This is a genomic window from Pararhodobacter sp. (assembly GCF_034676075.1).
Classification (GTDB): Bacteria; Pseudomonadota; Alphaproteobacteria; order Rhodobacterales; family Rhodobacteraceae; genus Pararhodobacter.
The window spans coordinates 1-17,774 of record NZ_JAUCCQ010000007.1 but is presented as its reverse complement, the minus strand read 5'-3'; the positions used below and the strand labels follow the sequence as shown (position 1 = coordinate 17,774).

At 69.7% G+C, this 17,774-nt stretch carries 23 protein-coding genes; 14 read left to right on the top strand and 9 right to left on the bottom strand.

Translation table 11 applies throughout. The annotated features are described in order from the left end of the window. The first annotated feature begins 74 nt into the window (after positions 1 to 74). Positions 75 to 815, top strand: a complete 741-nt coding sequence (locus tag VDQ18_RS04395) for a sulfite exporter TauE/SafE family protein (protein ID WP_323019804.1) — start codon at positions 75 to 77, stop codon at positions 813 to 815. On the opposite strand, the gene VDQ18_RS04390 is transcribed toward VDQ18_RS04395, so the two are convergent. Further along, positions 806 to 1,690 carry an aminotransferase class IV gene (locus VDQ18_RS04390; protein WP_323019803.1) on the bottom strand — a complete coding sequence of 295 codons (885 nt, stop codon included), beginning with the start codon at positions 1,688 to 1,690 and terminating at the stop codon, positions 806 to 808. The genes VDQ18_RS04395 and VDQ18_RS04390 overlap by 10 nt on opposite strands. Before the next feature lie 142 nt (positions 1,691 to 1,832). Here VDQ18_RS04390 and VDQ18_RS04385 point away from each other — a divergent pair, with 142 nt between their 5' ends. The 4 genes from VDQ18_RS04385 to VDQ18_RS04370 all read left to right on the top strand — a co-directional run bounded on the left by VDQ18_RS04385 (position 1,833) and on the right by VDQ18_RS04370 (position 3,876). Next, entirely contained in the window at positions 1,833 to 2,768 is a 936-nt protein-coding gene (locus VDQ18_RS04385; RefSeq protein ID WP_323019802.1) for a LysR substrate-binding domain-containing protein, read from the top strand. After that, complete coding sequence (locus VDQ18_RS04380; RefSeq protein ID WP_323019801.1) at positions 2,769 to 3,227, top strand: GNAT family N-acetyltransferase; 459 nt, start codon at positions 2,769 to 2,771, stop codon at positions 3,225 to 3,227. Positions 3,228 to 3,307: 80 nt separating this feature from the next. Continuing rightward, a complete protein-coding gene (locus tag VDQ18_RS04375) occupies positions 3,308 to 3,676 on the top strand; it encodes a hypothetical protein (RefSeq protein ID WP_323019800.1) in 369 nt (122 codons plus the stop codon). Continuing rightward, the gene (locus VDQ18_RS04370; RefSeq protein WP_323019799.1) at positions 3,673 to 3,876 is read left to right on the top strand and encodes a helix-turn-helix transcriptional regulator; all 204 of its coding nucleotides are present in this window, start codon (positions 3,673 to 3,675) and stop codon (positions 3,874 to 3,876) included. Before VDQ18_RS04375 ends, VDQ18_RS04370 begins: the two co-directional genes overlap by 4 nt. Here VDQ18_RS04370 and VDQ18_RS04365 read toward each other — a convergent pair. From VDQ18_RS04365 to VDQ18_RS04355, 3 genes are read right to left on the bottom strand one after another with little or no spacing between them, the layout of a single operon-like run. Beyond that, positions 3,852 to 4,337, bottom strand: coding sequence for a GNAT family N-acetyltransferase (locus VDQ18_RS04365; RefSeq protein ID WP_323019798.1), 486 nt, complete (start codon positions 4,335 to 4,337; stop codon positions 3,852 to 3,854). The two genes, VDQ18_RS04370 and VDQ18_RS04365, sit on opposite strands and share 25 nt — an antisense overlap. Beyond that, on the bottom strand, positions 4,331 to 4,930 hold the full coding sequence (locus tag VDQ18_RS04360) for a 2-hydroxychromene-2-carboxylate isomerase (protein WP_323019797.1): 600 nt from the start codon (positions 4,928 to 4,930) through the stop codon (positions 4,331 to 4,333). Before VDQ18_RS04360 ends, VDQ18_RS04365 begins: the two co-directional genes overlap by 7 nt. After that, positions 4,927 to 5,445 (bottom strand): cupin domain-containing protein, encoded by a 519-nt coding sequence (locus VDQ18_RS04355; protein ID WP_323019796.1) that lies wholly within the window; start codon positions 5,443 to 5,445, stop codon positions 4,927 to 4,929. Before VDQ18_RS04355 ends, VDQ18_RS04360 begins: the two co-directional genes overlap by 4 nt. Positions 5,446 to 5,586: 141 nt before the next feature. Between VDQ18_RS04355 and VDQ18_RS04350 the strand changes: the two genes are divergently transcribed. Beyond that, positions 5,587 to 6,525 (top strand): alpha/beta fold hydrolase, encoded by a 939-nt coding sequence (locus tag VDQ18_RS04350; protein ID WP_323019795.1) that lies wholly within the window; start codon positions 5,587 to 5,589, stop codon positions 6,523 to 6,525. Between the two features lie 10 nt (positions 6,526 to 6,535). Then, a complete protein-coding gene (locus VDQ18_RS04345; protein WP_323019794.1) occupies positions 6,536 to 7,081 on the top strand; it encodes an AAA family ATPase in 546 nt (181 codons plus the stop codon). 17 nt (positions 7,082 to 7,098) lie between these two features. Here VDQ18_RS04345 and VDQ18_RS04340 read toward each other — a convergent pair whose 3' ends face one another. Then, positions 7,099 to 7,476, bottom strand: a complete 378-nt coding sequence (locus VDQ18_RS04340) for a cupin domain-containing protein (protein ID WP_323019793.1) — start codon at positions 7,474 to 7,476, stop codon at positions 7,099 to 7,101. A gap of 199 nt (positions 7,477 to 7,675) precedes the next feature. Between VDQ18_RS04340 and VDQ18_RS04335 the strand changes: the two genes are divergently transcribed. Beyond that, a complete protein-coding gene (locus tag VDQ18_RS04335; protein WP_323019792.1) occupies positions 7,676 to 7,864 on the top strand; it encodes a hypothetical protein in 189 nt (62 codons plus the stop codon). Here the strand turns inward: VDQ18_RS04335 and VDQ18_RS04330 are convergent. The 3 genes from VDQ18_RS04330 to VDQ18_RS04320 all read right to left on the bottom strand — a co-directional run bounded on the left by VDQ18_RS04330 (position 7,861) and on the right by VDQ18_RS04320 (position 11,090). After that, positions 7,861 to 8,322, bottom strand: coding sequence for a PaaI family thioesterase (locus tag VDQ18_RS04330; protein WP_323019791.1), 462 nt, complete (start codon positions 8,320 to 8,322; stop codon positions 7,861 to 7,863). The two genes, VDQ18_RS04335 and VDQ18_RS04330, sit on opposite strands and share 4 nt — an antisense overlap. An 89-nt stretch (positions 8,323 to 8,411) precedes the next feature. Beyond that, entirely contained in the window at positions 8,412 to 9,971 is a 1,560-nt protein-coding gene (locus tag VDQ18_RS04325) for a trimethylamine methyltransferase family protein (RefSeq protein ID WP_323019790.1), read from the bottom strand. A 282-nt stretch (positions 9,972 to 10,253) separates the two neighbouring features. After that, a complete protein-coding gene (locus VDQ18_RS04320; protein ID WP_323019789.1) occupies positions 10,254 to 11,090 on the bottom strand; it encodes a helix-turn-helix transcriptional regulator in 837 nt (278 codons plus the stop codon). A 144-nt stretch (positions 11,091 to 11,234) separates the two neighbouring features. Here VDQ18_RS04320 and VDQ18_RS04315 point away from each other — a divergent pair, with 144 nt between their 5' ends. The 5 genes from VDQ18_RS04315 (at position 11,235) to trmB (ending at position 16,736) form a co-directional block, all read left to right on the top strand. Further along, a complete protein-coding gene (locus tag VDQ18_RS04315; protein WP_323019788.1) occupies positions 11,235 to 12,128 on the top strand; it encodes a fatty acid desaturase in 894 nt (297 codons plus the stop codon). Next, positions 12,125 to 12,886, top strand: a complete 762-nt coding sequence (locus VDQ18_RS04310; RefSeq protein WP_323019787.1) for a phosphate/phosphite/phosphonate ABC transporter substrate-binding protein — start codon at positions 12,125 to 12,127, stop codon at positions 12,884 to 12,886. Before VDQ18_RS04315 ends, VDQ18_RS04310 begins: the two co-directional genes overlap by 4 nt. Next, a complete protein-coding gene (locus tag VDQ18_RS04305) occupies positions 12,883 to 15,429 on the top strand; it encodes an FAD-dependent oxidoreductase (protein ID WP_323019786.1) in 2,547 nt (848 codons plus the stop codon). The genes VDQ18_RS04310 and VDQ18_RS04305 overlap by 4 nt, the downstream gene beginning before the upstream one ends. A gap of 63 nt (positions 15,430 to 15,492) precedes the next feature. Next, positions 15,493 to 15,939, top strand: a complete 447-nt coding sequence (locus tag VDQ18_RS04300) for a DMT family transporter (protein ID WP_107750630.1) — start codon at positions 15,493 to 15,495, stop codon at positions 15,937 to 15,939. 65 nt (positions 15,940 to 16,004) lie between these two features. After that, positions 16,005 to 16,736 carry a tRNA (guanine(46)-N(7))-methyltransferase TrmB gene (gene trmB / locus VDQ18_RS04295; protein WP_323019785.1) on the top strand — a complete coding sequence of 244 codons (732 nt, stop codon included), beginning with the start codon at positions 16,005 to 16,007 and terminating at the stop codon, positions 16,734 to 16,736. Positions 16,737 to 16,770: 34 nt separating this feature from the next. Here the strand turns inward: trmB and VDQ18_RS04290 are convergent, their stop codons facing one another. Then, positions 16,771 to 17,088 (bottom strand): DUF6476 family protein, encoded by a 318-nt coding sequence (locus VDQ18_RS04290; RefSeq protein ID WP_323019784.1) that lies wholly within the window; start codon positions 17,086 to 17,088, stop codon positions 16,771 to 16,773. On the opposite strand from VDQ18_RS04290, the gene VDQ18_RS04285 reads away from it, so the two are divergent. Continuing rightward, a partial coding sequence (locus VDQ18_RS04285) for a pseudouridine synthase (protein WP_323019783.1) occupies positions 17,087 to 17,774 on the top strand: 688 nt, incomplete at its 3' end. The genes VDQ18_RS04290 and VDQ18_RS04285 overlap by 2 nt on opposite strands.

Sequence of the window (17,774 nt, the reverse complement as noted above, 5' to 3'; positions counted from 1 at the left end):
ATCACCCGACACCGCCGCGATACATTTTTCCAGCCCCCGTGTCAGGATCGCGCGACAGAATGGCGGAGGAAGGCATGCAGATCACGGAGATGGCGTTGCTGGCGGGGGCGGGGCTGCTGGGCGGTCTTTGCAACGCGATTGCGGGCGGGGGCACGTTCTTCACCTTCCCGGCGCTGCTGGCAGTGGGCCTGCCGCCGGTCTCGGCCGGGGCGACCAGCGCGCTGGCGATCTGGCCCGGCCATGCCGCTAGCCTGATCGGCGAGGGCGCGCTGCTCAGGCAGGAGTTGCTGGCGCGGCCCGGGCGGGTGGCGGTCTTCACGCTGGCCTCGGCCCTGGGCGCGGGGCTGCTGCTGGTCTCGGGCGATGCGCTGTTCCGGCGGCTGATCCCGTGGCTGCTGCTGTTCGCGACGCTGCTCTTTGCCCTGGGGCCGGTGGTCAATGGCTGGCTGGCCCGGCGGCAGGCGCGGGTGCCGCCCCGCGTCGCGGGCATCGCCGAGGGGGTTGTGGCGCTCTATGGCGGCTATTTCGGCGCCGGGCTGGGCGTGCTGCTGCTGGCCTTGCTGGTGGTGACGGGCGGCGGCGATCTGCGGCGGCAGAACGTGGTGAAGAACGCGCTGGCGACCCTCGCGACCAGCATCGCGGTGCTGATCTTCGCGCTGGGCGGCGCGGTGGCCTGGGGACCGGCGGCGCTGGTCTTTCTGGGCGCGGCGCTGGGCGGCGTCCTCGGTGGCAGGCTGGCGCGGCGCGTCAATCCGCAGGTGCTGCGGGTGGTCGTTGTCTGTCTGGGTCTGGTGCTGGTCTGGCATTACGCCTGAACCCGGGTCGAGGCCTCGAAGGCGCTGCGCAGCGCGGCGGTGACCGGCCCCTTGGGCCAGATATAGTGCCCGCCGGGGCGGTCGAGCGAGAGGACCGGGCAGAGTTCGACCAGGGTGCCGGTGACGAAGACTTCCTCTGCCGCCTCCAGATCGGCGAGGGTGACCGGCCCCTCCTGGACCGGCAGGCCGAGGGTCCGGGCCAGCGCGAAGACATGCCGCTTGGTCAGGCTGTCGAGGACGGAGACGGGCTCGGGCGAGTGAAGCGTGCCGCCCCGCACCAGCACGATATTGGCGGCCGTGGTCCCCGCGATCCGGCCCGCGCCGTCCAGCATCAGTGCGTCGTCATGCCCGCTGCGCAGGGCTGCGGCGCGCGACAGGCTGGCGGTCAGGTCGAGCCCCGCGCATTTCGCCTGGGTTGGAGCCATGTCAGGCCCGGGCCGCCGCCAGTCCGACAGGACCAGGCGCAACCCCTCGACCTGCGGGGGCAGGTGGCAGGCGGCGATGGCGGTATGCACCCGGCATCCCCGGCCCGAGTGGCTGAACCCTTCCTCGCCCCGCCAGACGACCGGCCGCAGATAGGCGTCCGTCAGCCCCCCGGCCCAGAGGACGGCGGCGGCCGCGGCCAGCAGATCCTCGACCCGCCAGGGCAGTGTGTAGCCGAGCCGTTGGGCGGAGCGGCCGAGCCGCCGGAGATGCTCGCGCCCCAGAAACAGGCGGCCGTCATAGGCGCGGATCCCCTCAAACACCGCGTCGCCATGGTGCAGGGAATGGGTGAGCAGCGGCAATCGCACCTCGGCCGCGGCCCTCAGGGAACCGTCGATCCAGACCGGGCCGCAGGACTCGGCCCGGGGGGCGGTTGCGGCGTCGGTGGGCATGCGGGCGCTCCCTCGGTTGCGGGTCTGGCGCCAGTCTCGGGGCAGGAGATGGCGCTGGCGAGTGAGCCTTTTTCACGCGCGGCTGAGAAAGCCCGGTTCGCTTCCCGCCCCGGATCGGCGATAGTGCCGGGTGCGAGGATGCATGGATAGACCCGGACCCCAACGATTGACCGTTCCCTTGAACGCGCTGCGCGCCTTTGAGGCGGCGGCGCGTCATCTGTCGATCAAGGAGGCGGCGCTGGAACTGGGGGTGACGCCCTCGGCGGTCAGCCATCAACTGCGGGGGCTGGAGGATGCGCTGGGTCTGACGCTGATGCGCCGGGTCGGCCCGGCGCTGGAACTGACCGAGGCGGGCGCCCGGCTGGCCCCCGATCTGACCGACGGTTTCACCCGGATCATCGAGGCGGTGGGCGGGCTGAAGCAGGACCGCAATACCGGGCCGCTGCGGCTGTCGATGCTGCCCACCTTCGCCGCGCATTGGTTCTCGCCCCGGCTGACCCGCTACCCGTTCGAGCGTAACGGCTTCGACCTGCTGATCTCCACCACGCAGGAGGCGGTGGACCTTGCGGCCGGGGTCGCCGATGCGGCGGTGCGCCATGGGCAGGGGCAGTGGGAGGGGTTGCGCGCGGATCTGCTGTTTCCCGAAACCGTGGGCCTTTTCGGCGCGCCTTCGCTCGGCGGCGGTGATCCGGCGGCGATGCGGGCGCGGATCAGCGGCATGACGCTGTTCCTGTCCGTGCATCGCAAGGAGAATTACGCCCGCTGGAATGCCACGCTGCCGGGCGGCCCGATCCGGCCGCAGGCGGTGATGATGGTCGACAGCGCGGGGCTGGCCCTGCGCGCGGCGATGGACGGGGCGGGCGTGGCGCTGGCCGGGGCCGAGATCGCGGCCTTCGACGTGGGCGCCGGGCGGCTCATGCCGCTGTTCGCGCATCGGGTCGGGACCGGGGGCGGCTATTACCTCGTCTACCCCGAGGCGCTGGCCCGCGACCGGCGGGTCCGCAACCTGAGCCGCTGGATGGTCGAGGCCTCGGCGGCCGAGCGGAATCTGGCCGGGCAGACGACAGGAGGGGCCTGAATGGCCATGGAAAGCATCGAGATCGGGCGCCTTGCCGCGGCGGATCGCGCCGATTGGGAAACGCTCTGGCAGGACAATCTGCGGCATTTCCGGGCGCCCGAGGTCGCCTGGTCCGACCTGCCGGTGATCTGGCAGCGGCTGCTGGACCCGGAGGCGCCGCTCTGGGGCTGGCTGATCCGGGTCGGGGGGCGGCCCGCGGGCCTCGCCCATGTGGTGCTGCGGTGGCACACGTTCAGCGCCGGTCACGTGGCGCTTCTGGAAGACCTCTGGATCGCGCCCTTCGCCCGGCGTCAGGGGCTGGGCGAGCGGCTGATCGCCCATCTGGCGGTCGAAGGTCGGGCGGCGGGCTGGCGCCGGATCGAATGGGAGACCGAGGCCGACAACCACGCCGCGCAGCGGCTCTACGACCGGATCGCCGAGCCCGATCCCGCCCGGCGCTACCGGCTGCCGCTGGGCTGATCGGGGTGTAAAGGGTGCTTGACAGTCTGGCGTCAGGGCGGCAGGGTGCTTGTAAAGGGAGCTTTACAGGAGGAAAGGCGATGCGCGGTTTCGGGGCGATGATACTGGGGCTCTGCGCCTATGTCGGGATGCTGGGGCTGTCGCAACGGCTGCTGGCCGGGGATACGGCGGGCGAGGGGATGCAGATCCTGCTGTCGCTGGCGCCGATGCTGCCCGCGATCTTCCTCTGTGTCGTCATCATCCGCATGATCCGCCGCATGGACGAGATGCAGCGCAAGCTGCAGGTCGAGGCGCTGGCGCTGGCCTTCGCGGGCACGGCGCTTCTGACCTTCGGCTACGGGTTCCTGGAAGGCGTCGGCCTGCCGCGGCTGTCGATGTTCGCGGTCTGGCCGGTCATGGCCGGGCTCTGGGTGGTGGGCGTGCTGGTCGGCCGCTTCCGCCTCGGATGAGAAACCGCATCACCGAGCTGCGGCAGGCGCGGGGCTGGTCGCAATCGGATCTGGCCCAGCGGCTCGATGTCTCGCGCCAGACGGTCAACGCGCTGGAACGCGGCCGCTATGACCCGAGCCTGCCGCTGGCCTTCCGGCTGGCCGGGCTTTTCGCCCTGCCGATCGAGCAGATCTTTCAGCCGGACGAGGCGGCGGGCTGATCCCGCAGGGCAAGGCGGAAACTGTCCCAGGGCGCAGGCTCGGCAATGGCCGCATAGAGCCGTTTGGCCCGCAGGTTGTCGCGCGGCACCAGCCAGCGCAGGTGGCTCCAGCCGCGGGTCCGGCCGATCCCGGCGAGTTCCGCGATCAAGGCCCGGGCAAGGCCCTTGCCCCGGGCCTCGGGCGTGACGAAGAGGTCGTCGAGCTGTCCGGCGCGGCCTCCGGCGATGACCTCGGGCAGGTCGAAGGCGAGGGCGAAGGCACAGAGCCGGCCCTCCGATCGGGCGCCGAGGAGCAGGAGACCGGCATCCTCCCCGGCCCGGGCGATCAGCGCGCGGGCCTCCCGGTACGTCACCGGCAGGCCGGACCCGTCCGGCATCGCCGCGCGATAGGCGCTCATCAGCCGGGCCAGCGCCGGGGCATCCTCGGGTGTCAGCGCCCGCAGGGTAGTGGCCTCTACCATCCGCCGCTCCGGCCCCATTCCTCCAGCATCGCCATGCGGTCCCAGCCCCAGAACGGTTCCCCGTCGAGGATGAAGAAGGGCGAGCCGAAGACGCCGCGCGCCACCGCCTCCTCGCCGATCCGCCGCACGCGGTCTTTCAGCGCGGGATCGGCGATCCCCGCCAGCAGGGCCTCGGCCTCGAGCCCGAAGTCCGACGCCAGCGCGGCGATGTCTGCCGCTGAGGCGGTGTCCAGCCCCTCGCCGTAATAGGCGGCAAAGACGCGGCGGGCGAAGGCGGGGGCTTGGTCGGGGCGCTGGTCCTCGATCCAGTAGAAGGCGCGGGTGGCGGGCAGGGCGATCAGCGGGTGCCCGGCGGGCAGGGTGAAGCGCAGGCCCTTCTGCCGGGCGATCCGTGCCCAGTCGCGCCGGGCATAGTCGCGTTTCAGCGGCGTGGCCGAGAGCCCGCGCGCCCCCGTGACCTTGTAGGCCGCGCCTAGCAGAAAGGGCCGCCACAGCAGCGGGCGGCCCAGCCGCGCGGCCAGCCCCTCGACCTCCTGCGCGGCGAAGAAAGCGTAGCCCGAGGAGAAATCGAACCAGAATTCAAGGGCGCTCACGCCTCCTCCCCCTCCCAGTAATCCACCGCATCGCGCGTGCGAAACGAGGCCGACACCCGGCGCCGCGCCTTGTCACCCCCGGGGGCAGCGCCCGCGAAGACGGTGATCTTGCCGCTGTCGGGGTATTCCATCACATCGGGCTCGCGCATGGAACTGATGGCGAGATAGCGCAGCGGCTCGCTCCCGCTGGCGATCAGCTGATGCGCCGTTTCGGCCCCGCCCGCCGGGCAGACCGCGACGCTGCCCGGCCCGACGGGATGCCGCTCGGTCCCGAAACGCAGCGTGCCGGTGCCCGAGAGGATCACGAAGATCTCGTCATTGGCGTGATGGGCGTGGAAGGGCCAGGCGGCCTTGCCCGGCGGCACCTCGACCAGCCGGGCGCCCAGATGCGTGGCGCCGAGCGGGGCGGCGATGGCGGCCGTGGCGGCGGCAAACTGGCTGCCATGGGTCTGGGGCGAGAGCGGCAGAGCGTCAAGGCGGACAAGGGGGGCGGGGGGTGTCAGCGCGTGGGTCATGGGTGCCTCCTGACCCGCAGAAAGCGCTGAAAGCCGCCCGCCCCGCAATTGAATTGCCCTCAGCCGTCTTTTAGAAAAGGTCACTTGGCCGCCCCCGGGATCTGAGCGACGGTCCGGGGGAAGCGTCGGAAGCGAAGGCCCATGCGGACATCAGCACAAGAGACAAGGCCAGCGATCGCCGAAGAGCGGTTCGAGGTCCGGGCCGCGGATGGCTATCCGATCCGCGGCGCGATCTGGCAGGGCGACGGCGGGCCGGTGGTGGTGATCCACGCCGCGACCGCGGTGCGCGCGCGCTATTACGCGCGCTTTGCGGCTTGGCTCGCGGCGCAGGGTGCCACGGTTCTCACCTTCGATTACCGCGGCATCGGCGAGTCACGCTCGACCCCTCTGCGACAGCTGCCCGCGGGCTGGGTCGACTGGGGCGTCCTCGATGCCGAGGCGGTGCTGGCCTATGCCGCCCATCGCTGGCCCGACCGGCCGCTGTCGGCGGTGGGGCATTCCATCGGCGGCTTCGCCCTGGGGCTGGCCGACAGCGCCGTGCGGCTGGAGCGGGTGGTCACGGTCGGAGCGCAATTCGCCTATTGGCGGGATTTCGCCCCCGACCAGCGGCGCGGCATGTATCTGAAATGGCACCTATTCATGCCCGCGGTGACCTGGGCGATGGGCTATTTCCCCGGCGCGCGGCTCGGCTGGCTGGAGGATGTGCCGCGCGGCGTGGTTCGCGACTGGAGCGGCATGGGCCCGCGCTTCGAGCAGAGCGTGCTGACGACGCTGGACCGGGCCGCGCTGGCCCGGCGCCATGGGGCGACGCGGGCGCGGCTGCTGGCCATCGGCCTGACCGACGATCCCTTCTGCACCGAAGCCGCGGCCGAGCGACTGCTGGGCTATTACACCGGCGCCGAGCGGACCCATTGGCGCATCGCTCCGGCCGATATCGCCGTGCCCGAGATCGGCCATTTCGCCTTTTTCCACAACCGGTTCGAGGGCAGTCTCTGGCCCCTCGCCGCCCACTGGCTGCTGGCGGGCGCGCTGCCGCCGGGCGCCCCGGGACGGATCGTCACCCCGCGCCCTCACGACTGACAGGAAGACCATGAACGCACGGCTTTTCGTTCTTACCGGCGGGCCGGGATCGGGCAAGACAACCCTTCTGGCGGCGCTGGCCGAGGCAGGGCTCGCGACCATGCCCGAGGCCGGGCGCGCCATCATCCGCGACCAGATCCGCATCGGCGGCACAGGCTGGCACGGGCAGGACCGTCGCCTCTTTGCCGAGCTGATGCTGGGCTGGGAGATGCGCTCGTGGCAGGCGGCGCAGGCGGTCGAGGGGCCGGTGTTCTTCGACCGCGGCATTCCCGACGTGATCGGCTATCTCAGCCTCTACGAGGGCCATGTGCCTGTCCATGTCACCCGCGCGGCGCGGCTCTACCGGTATCACCCGACGGTGCTGCTGGCTCCGCCCTGGGCCGAGATCTTCGAACAGGACGAAGACCGCGGGCAGGATTTCGACGAGGCGGTCGCCACGGCGCAGGCGATGGAACAGGCCTATGCCGAGGCGGGCTACGACCTGCTTCCCCTGCCGCTGGCCCCGGTCGCGGAGCGGGTGGATTTCGTGCTGGACCTGCTCGACCGTTCGGCCTGACCGGACCTGAGCGCCGGTCAGGGCAGGGGCGCCTCCACCGGGTAGCGGTCACCGATCGTGTCGGGGGCCGACACCAGCAGGATCCGCAGATCCTGCGACCCGGCATTGCGGACCAGATGCGGCAGCCCCGGCGGGATTTCCAGCGCCTCGCCCGCCCCGGCGCGCAGGAGGGTGCCGGGCACGGCGATGCTCAGCTCGCCCGCCAGCACGTAGAAGATCTGCCGCGCGACCCGGTGCAGATGCGGCGCCTCGGCCCCGCCCGGCGGCAGCCGCTCCTCGCGCAGCGACAGGGCGCGGTCCTCGACCAGCCGCCAGCCGTCGCAGCCATTGCCCCAGGGGTAATGGTTGGCCGGGCTGGCGCGCCGGGCGGTGGGGGGCTGGTCTGGGGTGGTCATGGGCCGGGCTTCCTTGGGCGAGGTGTCACCCGCGTTTTGCCCGCGTGGCGTGGCCCTGCACAATTGAGGAATCCTCGTGCGGAACTGAGGATTTCGCCCGCCCCCGGGGCCCGAGGATTTCTCAACCCCCGCTGAAGGATCGGAAATTCGCCTGCGCCTTGTGCCGGGGCATGCTGTCCGGGCGACAGCGGAGGCGGCGATGCAGCGGCAAGACAGGGCGGAAGACGAGGACCGCAGGGCAGGGGCACGGCACCCTTCCCTCCTGCCGCCCCGCCATCGCGCCTTCTACCTGCGCGAGGATGCGGCGCTGCGGGCGCTGGGTCTCGACCGCCAGAGCCTGCCGATCTTCACCCCGATCCCGCCCCTGCGCCGCGAGGATCTCTTCTAACCGGCCGCAGGGCTGTCGGGCCGGTCATGCAGGCAGATCAGGCTCTGCAACCCGGTCGCCACATTCCGCCGCCGCGCGCCCTCCACCCCCCAGACATCGAGCTGGCAGATGGTCAGCGTGCGCCCGTGGCGGATCACCCGGCCGGTCGCCTCCAGAAACGCGCCCTGCGCCGGGCTCAGCAGGTTCAGCTTGAACTCGACGGTCAGGACCGAACTCCCCTCGGGAAACAGGGTGAACCCGGCATAGCCCCCGGCGCTGTCGGCGATGGCCGAGGTGCCGCCCGCGTGAAAGTAGCCGTGCTGCTGGGTCAGCTCGGGCCGGAACGGCAGGCGCAGGGTGACGAGCCCCGCGCGGACCTCGGTGATCTCGGCCCCAAGATGCGCCATCAGCCCCTGACGGGCAAAACTCTCGCGCGCCCGGGTGGCGATTTCCTCCGGCACGGCCTCTCCGATCTGCATGATGATCCTCCCTCTGGCATCGCCGCATCATGCCGCCAAGGCGGCCGCGGGCGGCGTGAGGAATTCTCAGGCAGGGATGAGCGGGCGGCTCAGAAATCGGTCGGCGCGCCGCCCTCTTCCTTGCGGCGGGCGACGAAGGCCGCCAGCTCCTCGCGGATCGCCGGATCCATCGGCGGGGCCTCGAACCCGTCGATCAGGCCCCGGGCGATGCGATGCGCGCGCTCGGGGCTTTCGACGGCACCGTCCTGGGCCCAGGCCTCGTAATTCCGCCAGTCGCTGGCGATGGGGTTGTAGAAGGCCGTCTGATAGCGCGCCTGGGTATGGGCGCAGCCGAAGTAATGGCCCCCGGCGCCGACCTCCCGCACCGCGTCGAAGGCGATGGCATCGGGGTCGGTGGCGAAGGTCTCGGGCTCCATGTAGCGCTGGATCATCTGCAGGACTTCGCAATCCATGACGAATTTCTCGGGGCTGGCGATCAGCCCGCCCTCCAGCCAGCCCGCCGCGTGATAGACCATGTTGGTGCCGGACTGGACCGCGGCCCAGAGGGAGTTCGACGTCTCCCACATCGCCTGACCGTCCGGCACATTGGCCGTGCAGACGCCCGAGGACCGGAGCGGCAGGCCATAGAACCGCGCCAGCTGCCCGGTGATCTGCGTGGCCCGCATGTATTCGGGCGTGCCGAAGGCCGGCGCGCCGGTCCGCATGTCCACGTTCGAGGTGAAGGTGCCGATGGCCACCGGACAGCCCGGCGCCACGTATTGCAGGAGGGCCACGGCGGCGAGCCCCTCGGCGATACTCAGCGCCACCGCGCCCGCCATGGTGACCGGCGCCATCGCCCCCGCCAGGGTGAAGGGCGTCACGACCACCGGCTGACCACGGCGCGCGAGCCTGAGCGCGCCGTCGATCATCGGGAAATCATGCTTCAGCGGGCTGACCGAATTGATGTTGGTGTACATCCGGGGGCTCGCCTCGAACTCGGCATGGCTGAGGCCGCCGGCGATGCGCACCATCTCCATCACATCCTCGACCCGCTCGCGCCCCAGCGAATAGGCGTGGCAGACCTTGTCGGTGAGCGTGAGCTTCTCGAACAGGCAATCGAGATGGCGGACCGAGGGGTGGATGTCGATCGGCTCGACCGGATAGCCCCCGGCGATATGGATGCAGTTGAAGACCTGCGTCAGCTTCATGAAATCGCGGAAGGTCTCGAAATCGCCGGGCCGCTTGCCACGCACGAGGTCCCAGGAATTCGGCGGGCTGGAGACATTGACGAAGACCATATGGCCGTCGCCGATGGTCACCTGCCGGTCCGGGTTGCGGGGCGTGATGGTGAAGGAGGGGGGCGCCCGGCGCACCATCTCCATGACGAAATCCTCATCCATCCGGACGTTCTGGCCCTCGACCCGGCAGCCCGCCTGCCGGAAAAGCGCCAGAGCCTCGTCGTTGAGGAATTCGATGCCGATCTCGGACAGGATGCGCATGGCGCCCTTGTGGATGGCCAGCACCCCCTCGGGATTGACGGGTTCGGTCGGCCGGTCGGGGTTCTTCGGGATCCGCCAGGGCATCTGTTCGAGGTGAAAGCCGCTCACCCTGCGCGCATTGCCCTCGCGCCCGCCGCTCCGCCGCCTGCGCCCCGCGCTCTCGTCGCCCATGATGCACTCCGCCATGACTGGACCGAAGCCTAGAGCCGCGCCCGGCGCCCCGGCAAGCGCAGTCTTGTCAGCGTCCCTGTGGTGTTCGGTCGCTCAACGCGCCGCCGCCCGCCGGTGGCAAGGCCGGGGGGTTTTGCACCCCCCGGACCCCCCGCAGGATATTTGAAGAACAAAGATGCAGGTTAAGAAAGCCCTAACGCCCATCTTCGTTCGTCAAATATCCTCGGGGGGTGAATTGGCCGCAGGCCAAGAGGGGGGCAGACGGCCCCCCTTCCTTTGCCCTCAGCTCACGCGCAACGACCGGACATAGGCGGCGGCTTCATGGGCGTGGATCGCGGCGTGGCGGATATGGGCGTCGAAACCCTGCGCCAGGTCGCGGATCAGCGCCTTCGAGCGGATCAGCAGGTAGGTCTCGCCGGTATAGACCGCGGCGCGCTGGTAGCCGAAGATGGTCATCGGCGGGGCGAAGCGTTTGCGGCCGTCAAACAGGTACATGCGGAAGGCGGGGTAGAGTTCCTCGACCGTCGCCGCGATATGGGCGAGCTGCTCGCGCCGCGCCTCGGCCGCGAGCCCGCGCCAATTGCCGGCGCCTTCGGCGAAGATCTGCAAGGATTGCAGGGGCATGCACATCTCGATGTCGGATTCGGGCATGCGCGAGACATGCAACCGGCGGTCGGTCTGGCGTTGCAGGCGGCGGCGTTCCTGTTCGCTGGCCGAGGCCTGCCAGGCGATCACCGCCTGGGTCCGCATCAGGTCGGGCAGCCAGGCGGGCACGTAGCGCACCTTCTGGCCGGTCGCCTCGTGGTGCCAGCGTTCCATCGCCGTGCGGTTTTCCTCGTCCAGCGCCTGTTCCGTTTCGACCGCGTTCAGCACCTGCGTGGTCAGCCCCCGGTCCTCGGTCAGGCCCAGCAGCCAATCGGCCGAGACATTGAACCGCGCGGCCAGCGCGATCAGCGTTTCGGCCCGGGGCAGGCGCGGGTTCTGGCCTGAGGTCAGCTGCGACAGCGCCGAGCGGTCGATGCCGATCTCCTGCGCGAAGGCCGATTGCGTGAGGCCCGATCCCGCCTGCAATTGCTGGAGCCGGATCCGGAACAGCGAGGCGGTTTCGCGTTTGCCCATGGTCTGGCCCCTCATTTGTTGACTTTAGTAAACATGTGGGGGCAAAGGCGTCAATCCGAGATCATCGTGCCGTGCAAACGCGCCTTGCCGCAGCGCCGCTTTCAACGAGAATGCAAGGGACTGGCGGCATGATCGGAGAAGATGATGCGTCTTGAATGGCCCACCCTGGGATTGATCGGATTATGCTACGGGCTCTGGGCCGTGGCGGGGTTCGCGCTGTATCCCGTGGCGCCGCCGCTGGCGCTGGCGGTGATGGCGGTGATGGCGGCGCTGCATTCCTCGCTGGTGCATGAATGCCTGCATGGTCATCCGACCCGCAAGCGTCTGGTCAACGAGGCGCTGGTGACGCTGCCCCTGTCGCTGGCCTATCCCTATCGCCGCTACAAGGCCACGCATCTGGCGCATCACCATGACGAGCGGCTGACCGATCCCTTCGACGACCCGGAATCCTATTACCGGGCGCGCTGGCACTACGATCAGCTGCCCGAGGTGCTGAAGCGTCTGCTGGCCGCGAACAACACGCTCTTGGGGCGCATGCTGCTGGGGCCCTGGCTGGTGGCGGGGGCCTTCTTCCTCGATGAGGCGCGGCTGATCCGGGCCGGGGCGCCGGGCGTGCGGCAGGCTTGGGCGATCCATCTGCCCGCCCTGGTGCTGGTGCTGGCGCTGGTCTGGGCGATGGGCATTCCGCTCTGGCTGTACCTGCTGGCGGTCTGCTGGCCGGGGCTGGCGCTGATCGCCATCCGCACCTTCGCCGAACACCAGTGGCATGAGACGCCCGAGGGGCGTACCATCATCGTCGAACGCAGCCCGCTCGCCTGGCTCTTTCTCAACAACAACCTGCATATCGTGCATCACAAGACCCCCTCCGCCCCCTGGTACGCGCTGCCCCGGCTCTATCGGGAGCGGCGCGAGGAATGGCAGGCGATGAACGGCGGCTATGTCTTTCCGAATTACCTGGCGCTTTGGCGGCGCTGGGGGCTCTGGGCCAAGGAGCCGGTGGTGCATCCGGTCCTGCATCGCGAGGCGCCCCTGCCATGACGGCGCCGCTGGCGAGCCTGCCGATGTACGATTGGCCCGAGGCGCGGGCCGAGACCGACGCCGAATACGCCCGCTGGCGCGCGGCGTTCCGGGCGGCGATCCCGGGGATCGACCTGCCCGAGGCGCTGACGCGGCCCGATGACCGGCCCGGCTTCCTCAACGATCATTGGCGCGATCCGGCGCTGATCTTCGGGCAATGCTGCTGGGGGCCGCTCGATGTCGGCATGATCGACTATCTGCTGCCCCTCGCGCAGCCCGATTACGGGCGGTTTCCGGGCGGGCGGGGGATCTATTACCGCTCGGCCCTGGTGGCGCGGCGGGATAGTGGGATCGCGCCCGAGACGGGCCTGCCCGGGGGGCCAAAGGCCGAGATCCCGGAGGGTGTGCTGGCAGGCCGCCGCTTTGCCTATAACGACACGGAATCGATGTCGGGCTACCGCGGGCTGATGGCCGACCTCGGCGCCGATCCGGTCAGTCTGGCGGGCGAGGGCGTCGAATCCGGCAGCCACCGGGCCAGCGTGCGGATGATCGCCGCGGGCGGGGCGGATCTGGCGGTGATCGACTGCCGGTCCTGGGCGCTGGCGCAGCGGTTCGAGCCCGAGGCGGCATCGCAGCTCATGGTCATCGGCTGGACGGGCGAGCGCAAGGGCATCGCCTATGTCACCAGCCGCGCGACCGATCCCGGCATCGCCCGGGCCATGAAACAGATCCTGTTGCAGAACGGGGCCCTGCCGGTCCCCGGTGGAGAAGACGCATGACGAGAAGCTATAGGGCGGTGGTGATCGGCGGCGGCGTGGTCGGGGCCTCGGTCCTGTTCCACCTGGCGCGGGCGGGCTGGAAGGACATCCTGCTGATCGAGCGCTCGGAACTGACCTCGGGCTCCAGCTGGCACGCGGCGGGGGGCTTTCACACGCTGAACGGCGACCCGAACGTGGCGCGGCTTCAGGCCTATACGGTGTCTCTGTATGAGGAGCTGGAGAAGATCTCGGGTCAGTCCTGCGGGTTGCACCTGACCGGCGGGGTGATGATGGCCGACAGCCCCGAGCGGATGAACTTCCTGCGCATGACCCACGCGCGGGGCCGGGCGCTGGGGATGGAGACGGAGCTGATCACGCCCTCCGAGGCCAAGGCGATGTTCCCGCTGATGGACGAGTCGCATTTCGTCGGCGCCCTCTGGGACCCGGTCGAGGGGCATCTGGATCCCTCGGGCACCACGCATGCCTATGCCAAGGCGGCGCGCGTGCTGGGGGCCGAGATCGAGCTGCGCAACCCGGTCAAGGACATCACCCAGGCACCGGACGGGACCTGGACGCTGCACACCCAGAACGGGGCGATCACCTGCGAGCATGTGGTGAACGCCGGTGGCCTCTGGGCGCGGGAAGTCGGGCGGATGGTCGGGCTGGAACTGCCGGTTCTGGCCATGGAGCATATGTATCTGCTGACCGATGCGATGCCCGAGGTGATCGAATTCAACCAGTCGACCGGGCGCGAGCTGGTTGGGGTCATCGACTTCAAGGGCGAGATCTACACGCGGCAGGAACGGCAGGGCACCCTGCTGGGCACCTATGAGAAGGCCTGCAAACCCTGGTCGCCGGTCAACACGCCCTGGGATTTCGGCCATGAACTGCTGGCGCCGGATCTGGACCGCATCGCCCCCTCGCTGGAAGTGGGTTTCCGCCATTTCCCGGCGGTGGAACGGGCCGGGATCAAGCAGGTCATCAATGGCCCCTTCACCTTTGCCCCCGACGGAAACCCGCTTGTCGGCCCGGTGCCGGGGCTGACCAACTTCTGGTCGGCCTGCGCGGTGATGGCCGGCTTCAGCCAGGGCGGCGGCGTCGGTCTGGTGCTGGCCAATTGGATGACCGAGGGCGATCCCGGCCACGATGTCTTCGGCATGGATGTGTCGCGCTACGGCGAATGGGCGACGCTGCGCTACACCAACGCCAAGGTGCGCGAGAACTATTCCCGCCGTTTCTCCATCCGCTTCCCGAACGAGGAGCTGCCCGCCGCGCGCCCGGCCGAAACCACGCCGCTCTACGACCTGATGGTCGCGCAGAACGCGGTGATGGGCGACAGCTGGGGGCTGGAGACGCCTCTCTGGTTCGCGCCCTCGGCCGAGGAGGCTCATGATGTCCCCTCCTTCCACCGCTCCAACGATTTCAAGCACATCGCGCGCGAGGTGAAGGCGACGCGCGAAGGCGTCGGCGTCACCGAAATCGCCAACTTCGCCAAATACGAGGTGACGGGCGCGGGGGCCGAGGCCTGGCTCGACCATCTGATGACCAACACCATGCCCAAGACCGGGCGGCTGGTGCTGACGCCGATGCTGAACGACAACGGCAAGCTGATCGGCGATTTCACCATCGCCAAGGCGGGCGAGGGGCGGTTCTTCATCTGGGGCTCGCTCGGCGCCTCCAAGTATCACATGCGCTGGTTCGAGAGCCATCTGCCGAAGGACGGCTCGGTCACGGTGCGCCGCTTCCACATGGACCTCGTGGGCCTCTCGGTCTGCGGGCCGAAATCGCGCGAGGTGCTGGCCAAGCTGGTCGACGAGGATGTCTCGAACGAAGCCTTCCGCTTCATGGATTTCCGCGAGATGGACGTGGCCGGGGCGCCGTGCCTCATCAACCGGATCACCTATTCCGGCGATCTGGGCTACGAGATCTGGATGAAACCGGCGGCCCAGCGCCGGGTCTATGCGGCGATCAAGGAGGCGGGGGCCGAGTTCGGCATCGTCGATTTCGGCATGCGGGCGCTGCTGTCCATGCGGCTGGAGAAGAACTTCCCGACCTGGTTCGCGGAACTGCGCCCGATCTATGGCCCCTTTGAGGGCGCCATGGACCGTTTCATCAAGCTGCAGAAGCCGGATTTCATCGGCCGGGCGGCGGCTGCGCGCGAACGCGACGAGGGGCCGAAACTGCGCCGCGTCTCGCTGGTGATCGACGCGGGCACGGCGGATGTAATGGGGGATGAGCCGATCTGGGCCAAGGTGGGCGAAACGGATTACGGCACCATCGGCGCCCCCCACGGCTATGGCGCGCCGCGCTTCGACGCAGCAGGGGCGGAGGTGACGAAGCCCGACCCCTCGCGCGATGGCGAGTGGCGGGTGGTCGGCTGGGTGACCTCGGGCGGTTATGCGCATTACGTCGAGAAGTCGATGGCGCAGGGCTATGTCCCGGCGGCGCTGGCCGGGCAGGGCGAGGCGGGCCTGTTCGAGGTCGAGATCATGGGCGAACGCCGCCCGGCCATGATCGCGCTGGAGCCGCCCTTCGACCCGACGGGCGCGCGGATGCGGATGTAGCGGGGGCTTGCGCCGGGCGGCGGCCTGCGCCACCGTCACGACCAGACACGGCCGGAGGATCCCATGCCCGAAACCCTGCGCTACGCGGTGCTCATGCTGGCCGCCGGGGTCGGCATCCCGATCCTGGCCGCGCTCAACGCCCAGCTCGGCGCCCGCATCGCCTCGCCCACCGTGGCGGCGGTGGTGCTGTTCTGCGTGGCGCTGATCGGCGCGCTGGCGGTGATGCTGTTGACCCAGGGACCGGCAGGCTTCGCCCGGCTGCCGGGCCAGCCCTGGCACCTGTTCCTGGGGGGCTGCCTGGTCTGCTTCTACGTGCTGTCGGTGACCTTCATCGCGCCGCGCTTCGGGGTCGGCAATGCGGTCTTCTTCGTGCTGATGGGCCAGATGCTCAGCGCTGCGGCCATCGACCAGTTCGGGCTCTTCGGCGCCATCGTCCGGCCGATCACCCTGATGCGGGGCGCAGGCATCGGCTGCATGGCCTTCGGGCTCTATCTGATCCAGCGCGCCTGACTCGGCCGCACGAGGGCACGCTCGGCGCTTGACCTTCCGGCCCCGCCCCGCGTAGGAGCGCGGCCATGACCGATAGCCCCAAGCCCGACCTGCCGCCGCATCCCGCGCTCGCCGCGCTGAGGACGCATCGCAACTTCTATGGCCGTGTCCATGGCAAGACGCTCCGCCCCAACCAGCGCGGCTATCTGTCCGAGCTGCTGCCGAAACTGCGGCTGCGCAATGTCTCGATCGACGAGAACCCGGACAGGGTGACGCTGGACCTGGACGCGGCGCTGCCCGGGCAGGGGCCCTGGTGGCTGGAAGTGGGCTTCGGCGGCGGCGAGCATATGGCGGGGATGGCGCGGGCCTATCCCGACCAGCGGATCATCGGCTGCGAGCCCTTCGTCAACGGCGTGGCCATGGCGCTGGGCCTCCTGGCCGAGGATCCCTGTCCGAACCTGCTGCTGCATCCGGGCGATGTGCGCGACCTTTTCGACGTGCTGCCGGACGGGGCCTTTTCCAAGGTCTTCCTGAACTACCCTGATCCCTGGCCGAAAGCCCGCCACCACCGCCGCCGCTTCGTCACGCAGGAGCATCTGGTGCCCCTCTTCGCCGCCTGCGCGCCGGGGGCCGAGTTCCGTGTTGCCACCGACATCCCCGATTACGCCCGCCAGACCCGGGAAGAGGTGCCGCAGGCCGGTTTCGTCCCCGTCTCGGACAGCGGCGAGCCCTGGTCGGACTGGATCTCGACCCGCTACGAGAAGAAGGCCCTGCGCGAGGGCCGGGTGCCCCGGTATCTGACCTATCGCAAGCCGTGAGCGGGCTTGCGTATTTGAGGCAGAATGAAGGGGCTCAGGGCAGGGTCGTGCGGCTGACCGGGGCGCCGCCCTCGGGCCGGTAGAGCAGGATCTCACCCGTTTCCGTCACCACGACCAGCCAGTCGCGGGCGAAGGTGACGGCGGCCGGGGTGGCGCCTGCGGGCAGCTCGGCGGCCTCGGGCAGCGCGGGCAGGGGCGCGGTGCTGCCCAGCCGCGTGACAAGCAGGCCGACGATCGCTAGAAGCCCCAGGATCATCACCGCGGTCAGCGTGGTGACCAGCAGTTTCAGAAAACGCAGATCGGCAGGGAGTTGCGGCGTGTCGTCATCAGAAGACTTGTCGGGGGAAGACATGGACGGCGAGGCCCTCGAACTCGTGGTGGTGATCGGCGCGAACCCGCCCGAGCGCCTTGATAAGGCCTTGGCGCGCGATGTGCCAGAAGAAGCGTCGCTCTCGCGCTCGCGGCTAATGAAGCTGATCGCCGAGGGCGCGGTCAGCCGCGCGGGTGCGGTGCTGACCGATGTGAAGGCCAAGGTGGCCGAGGGCGACGAGATCGTCGTGCAGATCGAGGCGGCGGTCGAGCTGGAGGCACGGCCCGAGGATATCCCCCTGAGCGTGGTTTATGAGGATGATGAGCTGATCGTCATCGACAAGCCCGCCGGCATGGTGGTGCATCCCGCCCCCGGTACGCCGCGCGGCACGCTGGTCAACGCGCTGCTGCATCATTGCGGCGATACGCTCTCGGGCATCGGCGGGGCGAAGCGGCCGGGCATCGTCCACCGCATCGACAAGGAGACCTCGGGCCTGCTGGTCGTGGCCAAGACGGACCGGGCGCATCACGGCCTTGCCGCGCAATTCGAGGCGCATTCGGTGGAGCGCCTCTATCTGGCGCTGGTCAATGGCGTGCCGGATGCGGGCGATCCGCGGCTCAAGGGCATCAAGGGCGTGAATTTCGAGCCGGGCGGCGTGGTGAAGATCACCACGAGGCTGGACCGGCACCGGCACGAGCGGCAGAAACAGGCGGTGTTCTTCGACCGCG

Excerpts from the sequence above, each read along its gene's own strand:
- VDQ18_RS04340 (WP_323019793.1), bottom strand. The coding sequence starts at position 7,476 with ATGACCACCCCAGACCAGCCCCCCACCGCCCGGCGCGCCAGCCCGGCC.
- VDQ18_RS04300 (WP_107750630.1), top strand. The coding sequence starts at position 15,493 with ATGCCCGAAACCCTGCGCTACGCGGTGCTCATGCTGGCCGCCGGGGTC.
- VDQ18_RS04315 (WP_323019788.1), top strand. The coding sequence starts at position 11,235 with ATGCGTCTTGAATGGCCCACCCTGGGATTGATCGGATTATGCTACGGG.
- VDQ18_RS04385 (WP_323019802.1), top strand. The coding sequence starts at position 1,833 with ATGGATAGACCCGGACCCCAACGATTGACCGTTCCCTTGAACGCGCTG.
- VDQ18_RS04365 (WP_323019798.1), bottom strand. The coding sequence starts at position 4,337 with ATGGTAGAGGCCACTACCCTGCGGGCGCTGACACCCGAGGATGCCCCG.
- VDQ18_RS04325 (WP_323019790.1), bottom strand. The coding sequence starts at position 9,971 with ATGGGCGACGAGAGCGCGGGGCGCAGGCGGCGGAGCGGCGGGCGCGAG.
- VDQ18_RS04350 (WP_323019795.1), top strand. The coding sequence starts at position 5,587 with ATGCGGACATCAGCACAAGAGACAAGGCCAGCGATCGCCGAAGAGCGG.
- VDQ18_RS04390 (WP_323019803.1), bottom strand. The coding sequence starts at position 1,690 with ATGCCCACCGACGCCGCAACCGCCCCCCGGGCCGAGTCCTGCGGCCCG.
- VDQ18_RS04335 (WP_323019792.1), top strand. The coding sequence starts at position 7,676 with ATGCAGCGGCAAGACAGGGCGGAAGACGAGGACCGCAGGGCAGGGGCA.
- trmB (WP_323019785.1), top strand. The coding sequence starts at position 16,005 with ATGACCGATAGCCCCAAGCCCGACCTGCCGCCGCATCCCGCGCTCGCC.
- VDQ18_RS04380 (WP_323019801.1), top strand. The coding sequence starts at position 2,769 with ATGGCCATGGAAAGCATCGAGATCGGGCGCCTTGCCGCGGCGGATCGC.
- VDQ18_RS04330 (WP_323019791.1), bottom strand. The coding sequence starts at position 8,322 with ATGCAGATCGGAGAGGCCGTGCCGGAGGAAATCGCCACCCGGGCGCGC.
- VDQ18_RS04310 (WP_323019787.1), top strand. The coding sequence starts at position 12,125 with ATGACGGCGCCGCTGGCGAGCCTGCCGATGTACGATTGGCCCGAGGCG.
- VDQ18_RS04355 (WP_323019796.1), bottom strand. The coding sequence starts at position 5,445 with ATGACCCACGCGCTGACACCCCCCGCCCCCCTTGTCCGCCTTGACGCT.
- VDQ18_RS04375 (WP_323019800.1), top strand. The coding sequence starts at position 3,308 with ATGCGCGGTTTCGGGGCGATGATACTGGGGCTCTGCGCCTATGTCGGG.
- VDQ18_RS04290 (WP_323019784.1), bottom strand. The coding sequence starts at position 17,088 with ATGTCTTCCCCCGACAAGTCTTCTGATGACGACACGCCGCAACTCCCT.
- VDQ18_RS04395 (WP_323019804.1), top strand. The coding sequence starts at position 75 with ATGCAGATCACGGAGATGGCGTTGCTGGCGGGGGCGGGGCTGCTGGGC.
- VDQ18_RS04305 (WP_323019786.1), top strand. The coding sequence starts at position 12,883 with ATGACGAGAAGCTATAGGGCGGTGGTGATCGGCGGCGGCGTGGTCGGG.
- VDQ18_RS04370 (WP_323019799.1), top strand. The coding sequence starts at position 3,673 with ATGAGAAACCGCATCACCGAGCTGCGGCAGGCGCGGGGCTGGTCGCAA.
- VDQ18_RS04345 (WP_323019794.1), top strand. The coding sequence starts at position 6,536 with ATGAACGCACGGCTTTTCGTTCTTACCGGCGGGCCGGGATCGGGCAAG.
- VDQ18_RS04320 (WP_323019789.1), bottom strand. The coding sequence starts at position 11,090 with ATGGGCAAACGCGAAACCGCCTCGCTGTTCCGGATCCGGCTCCAGCAA.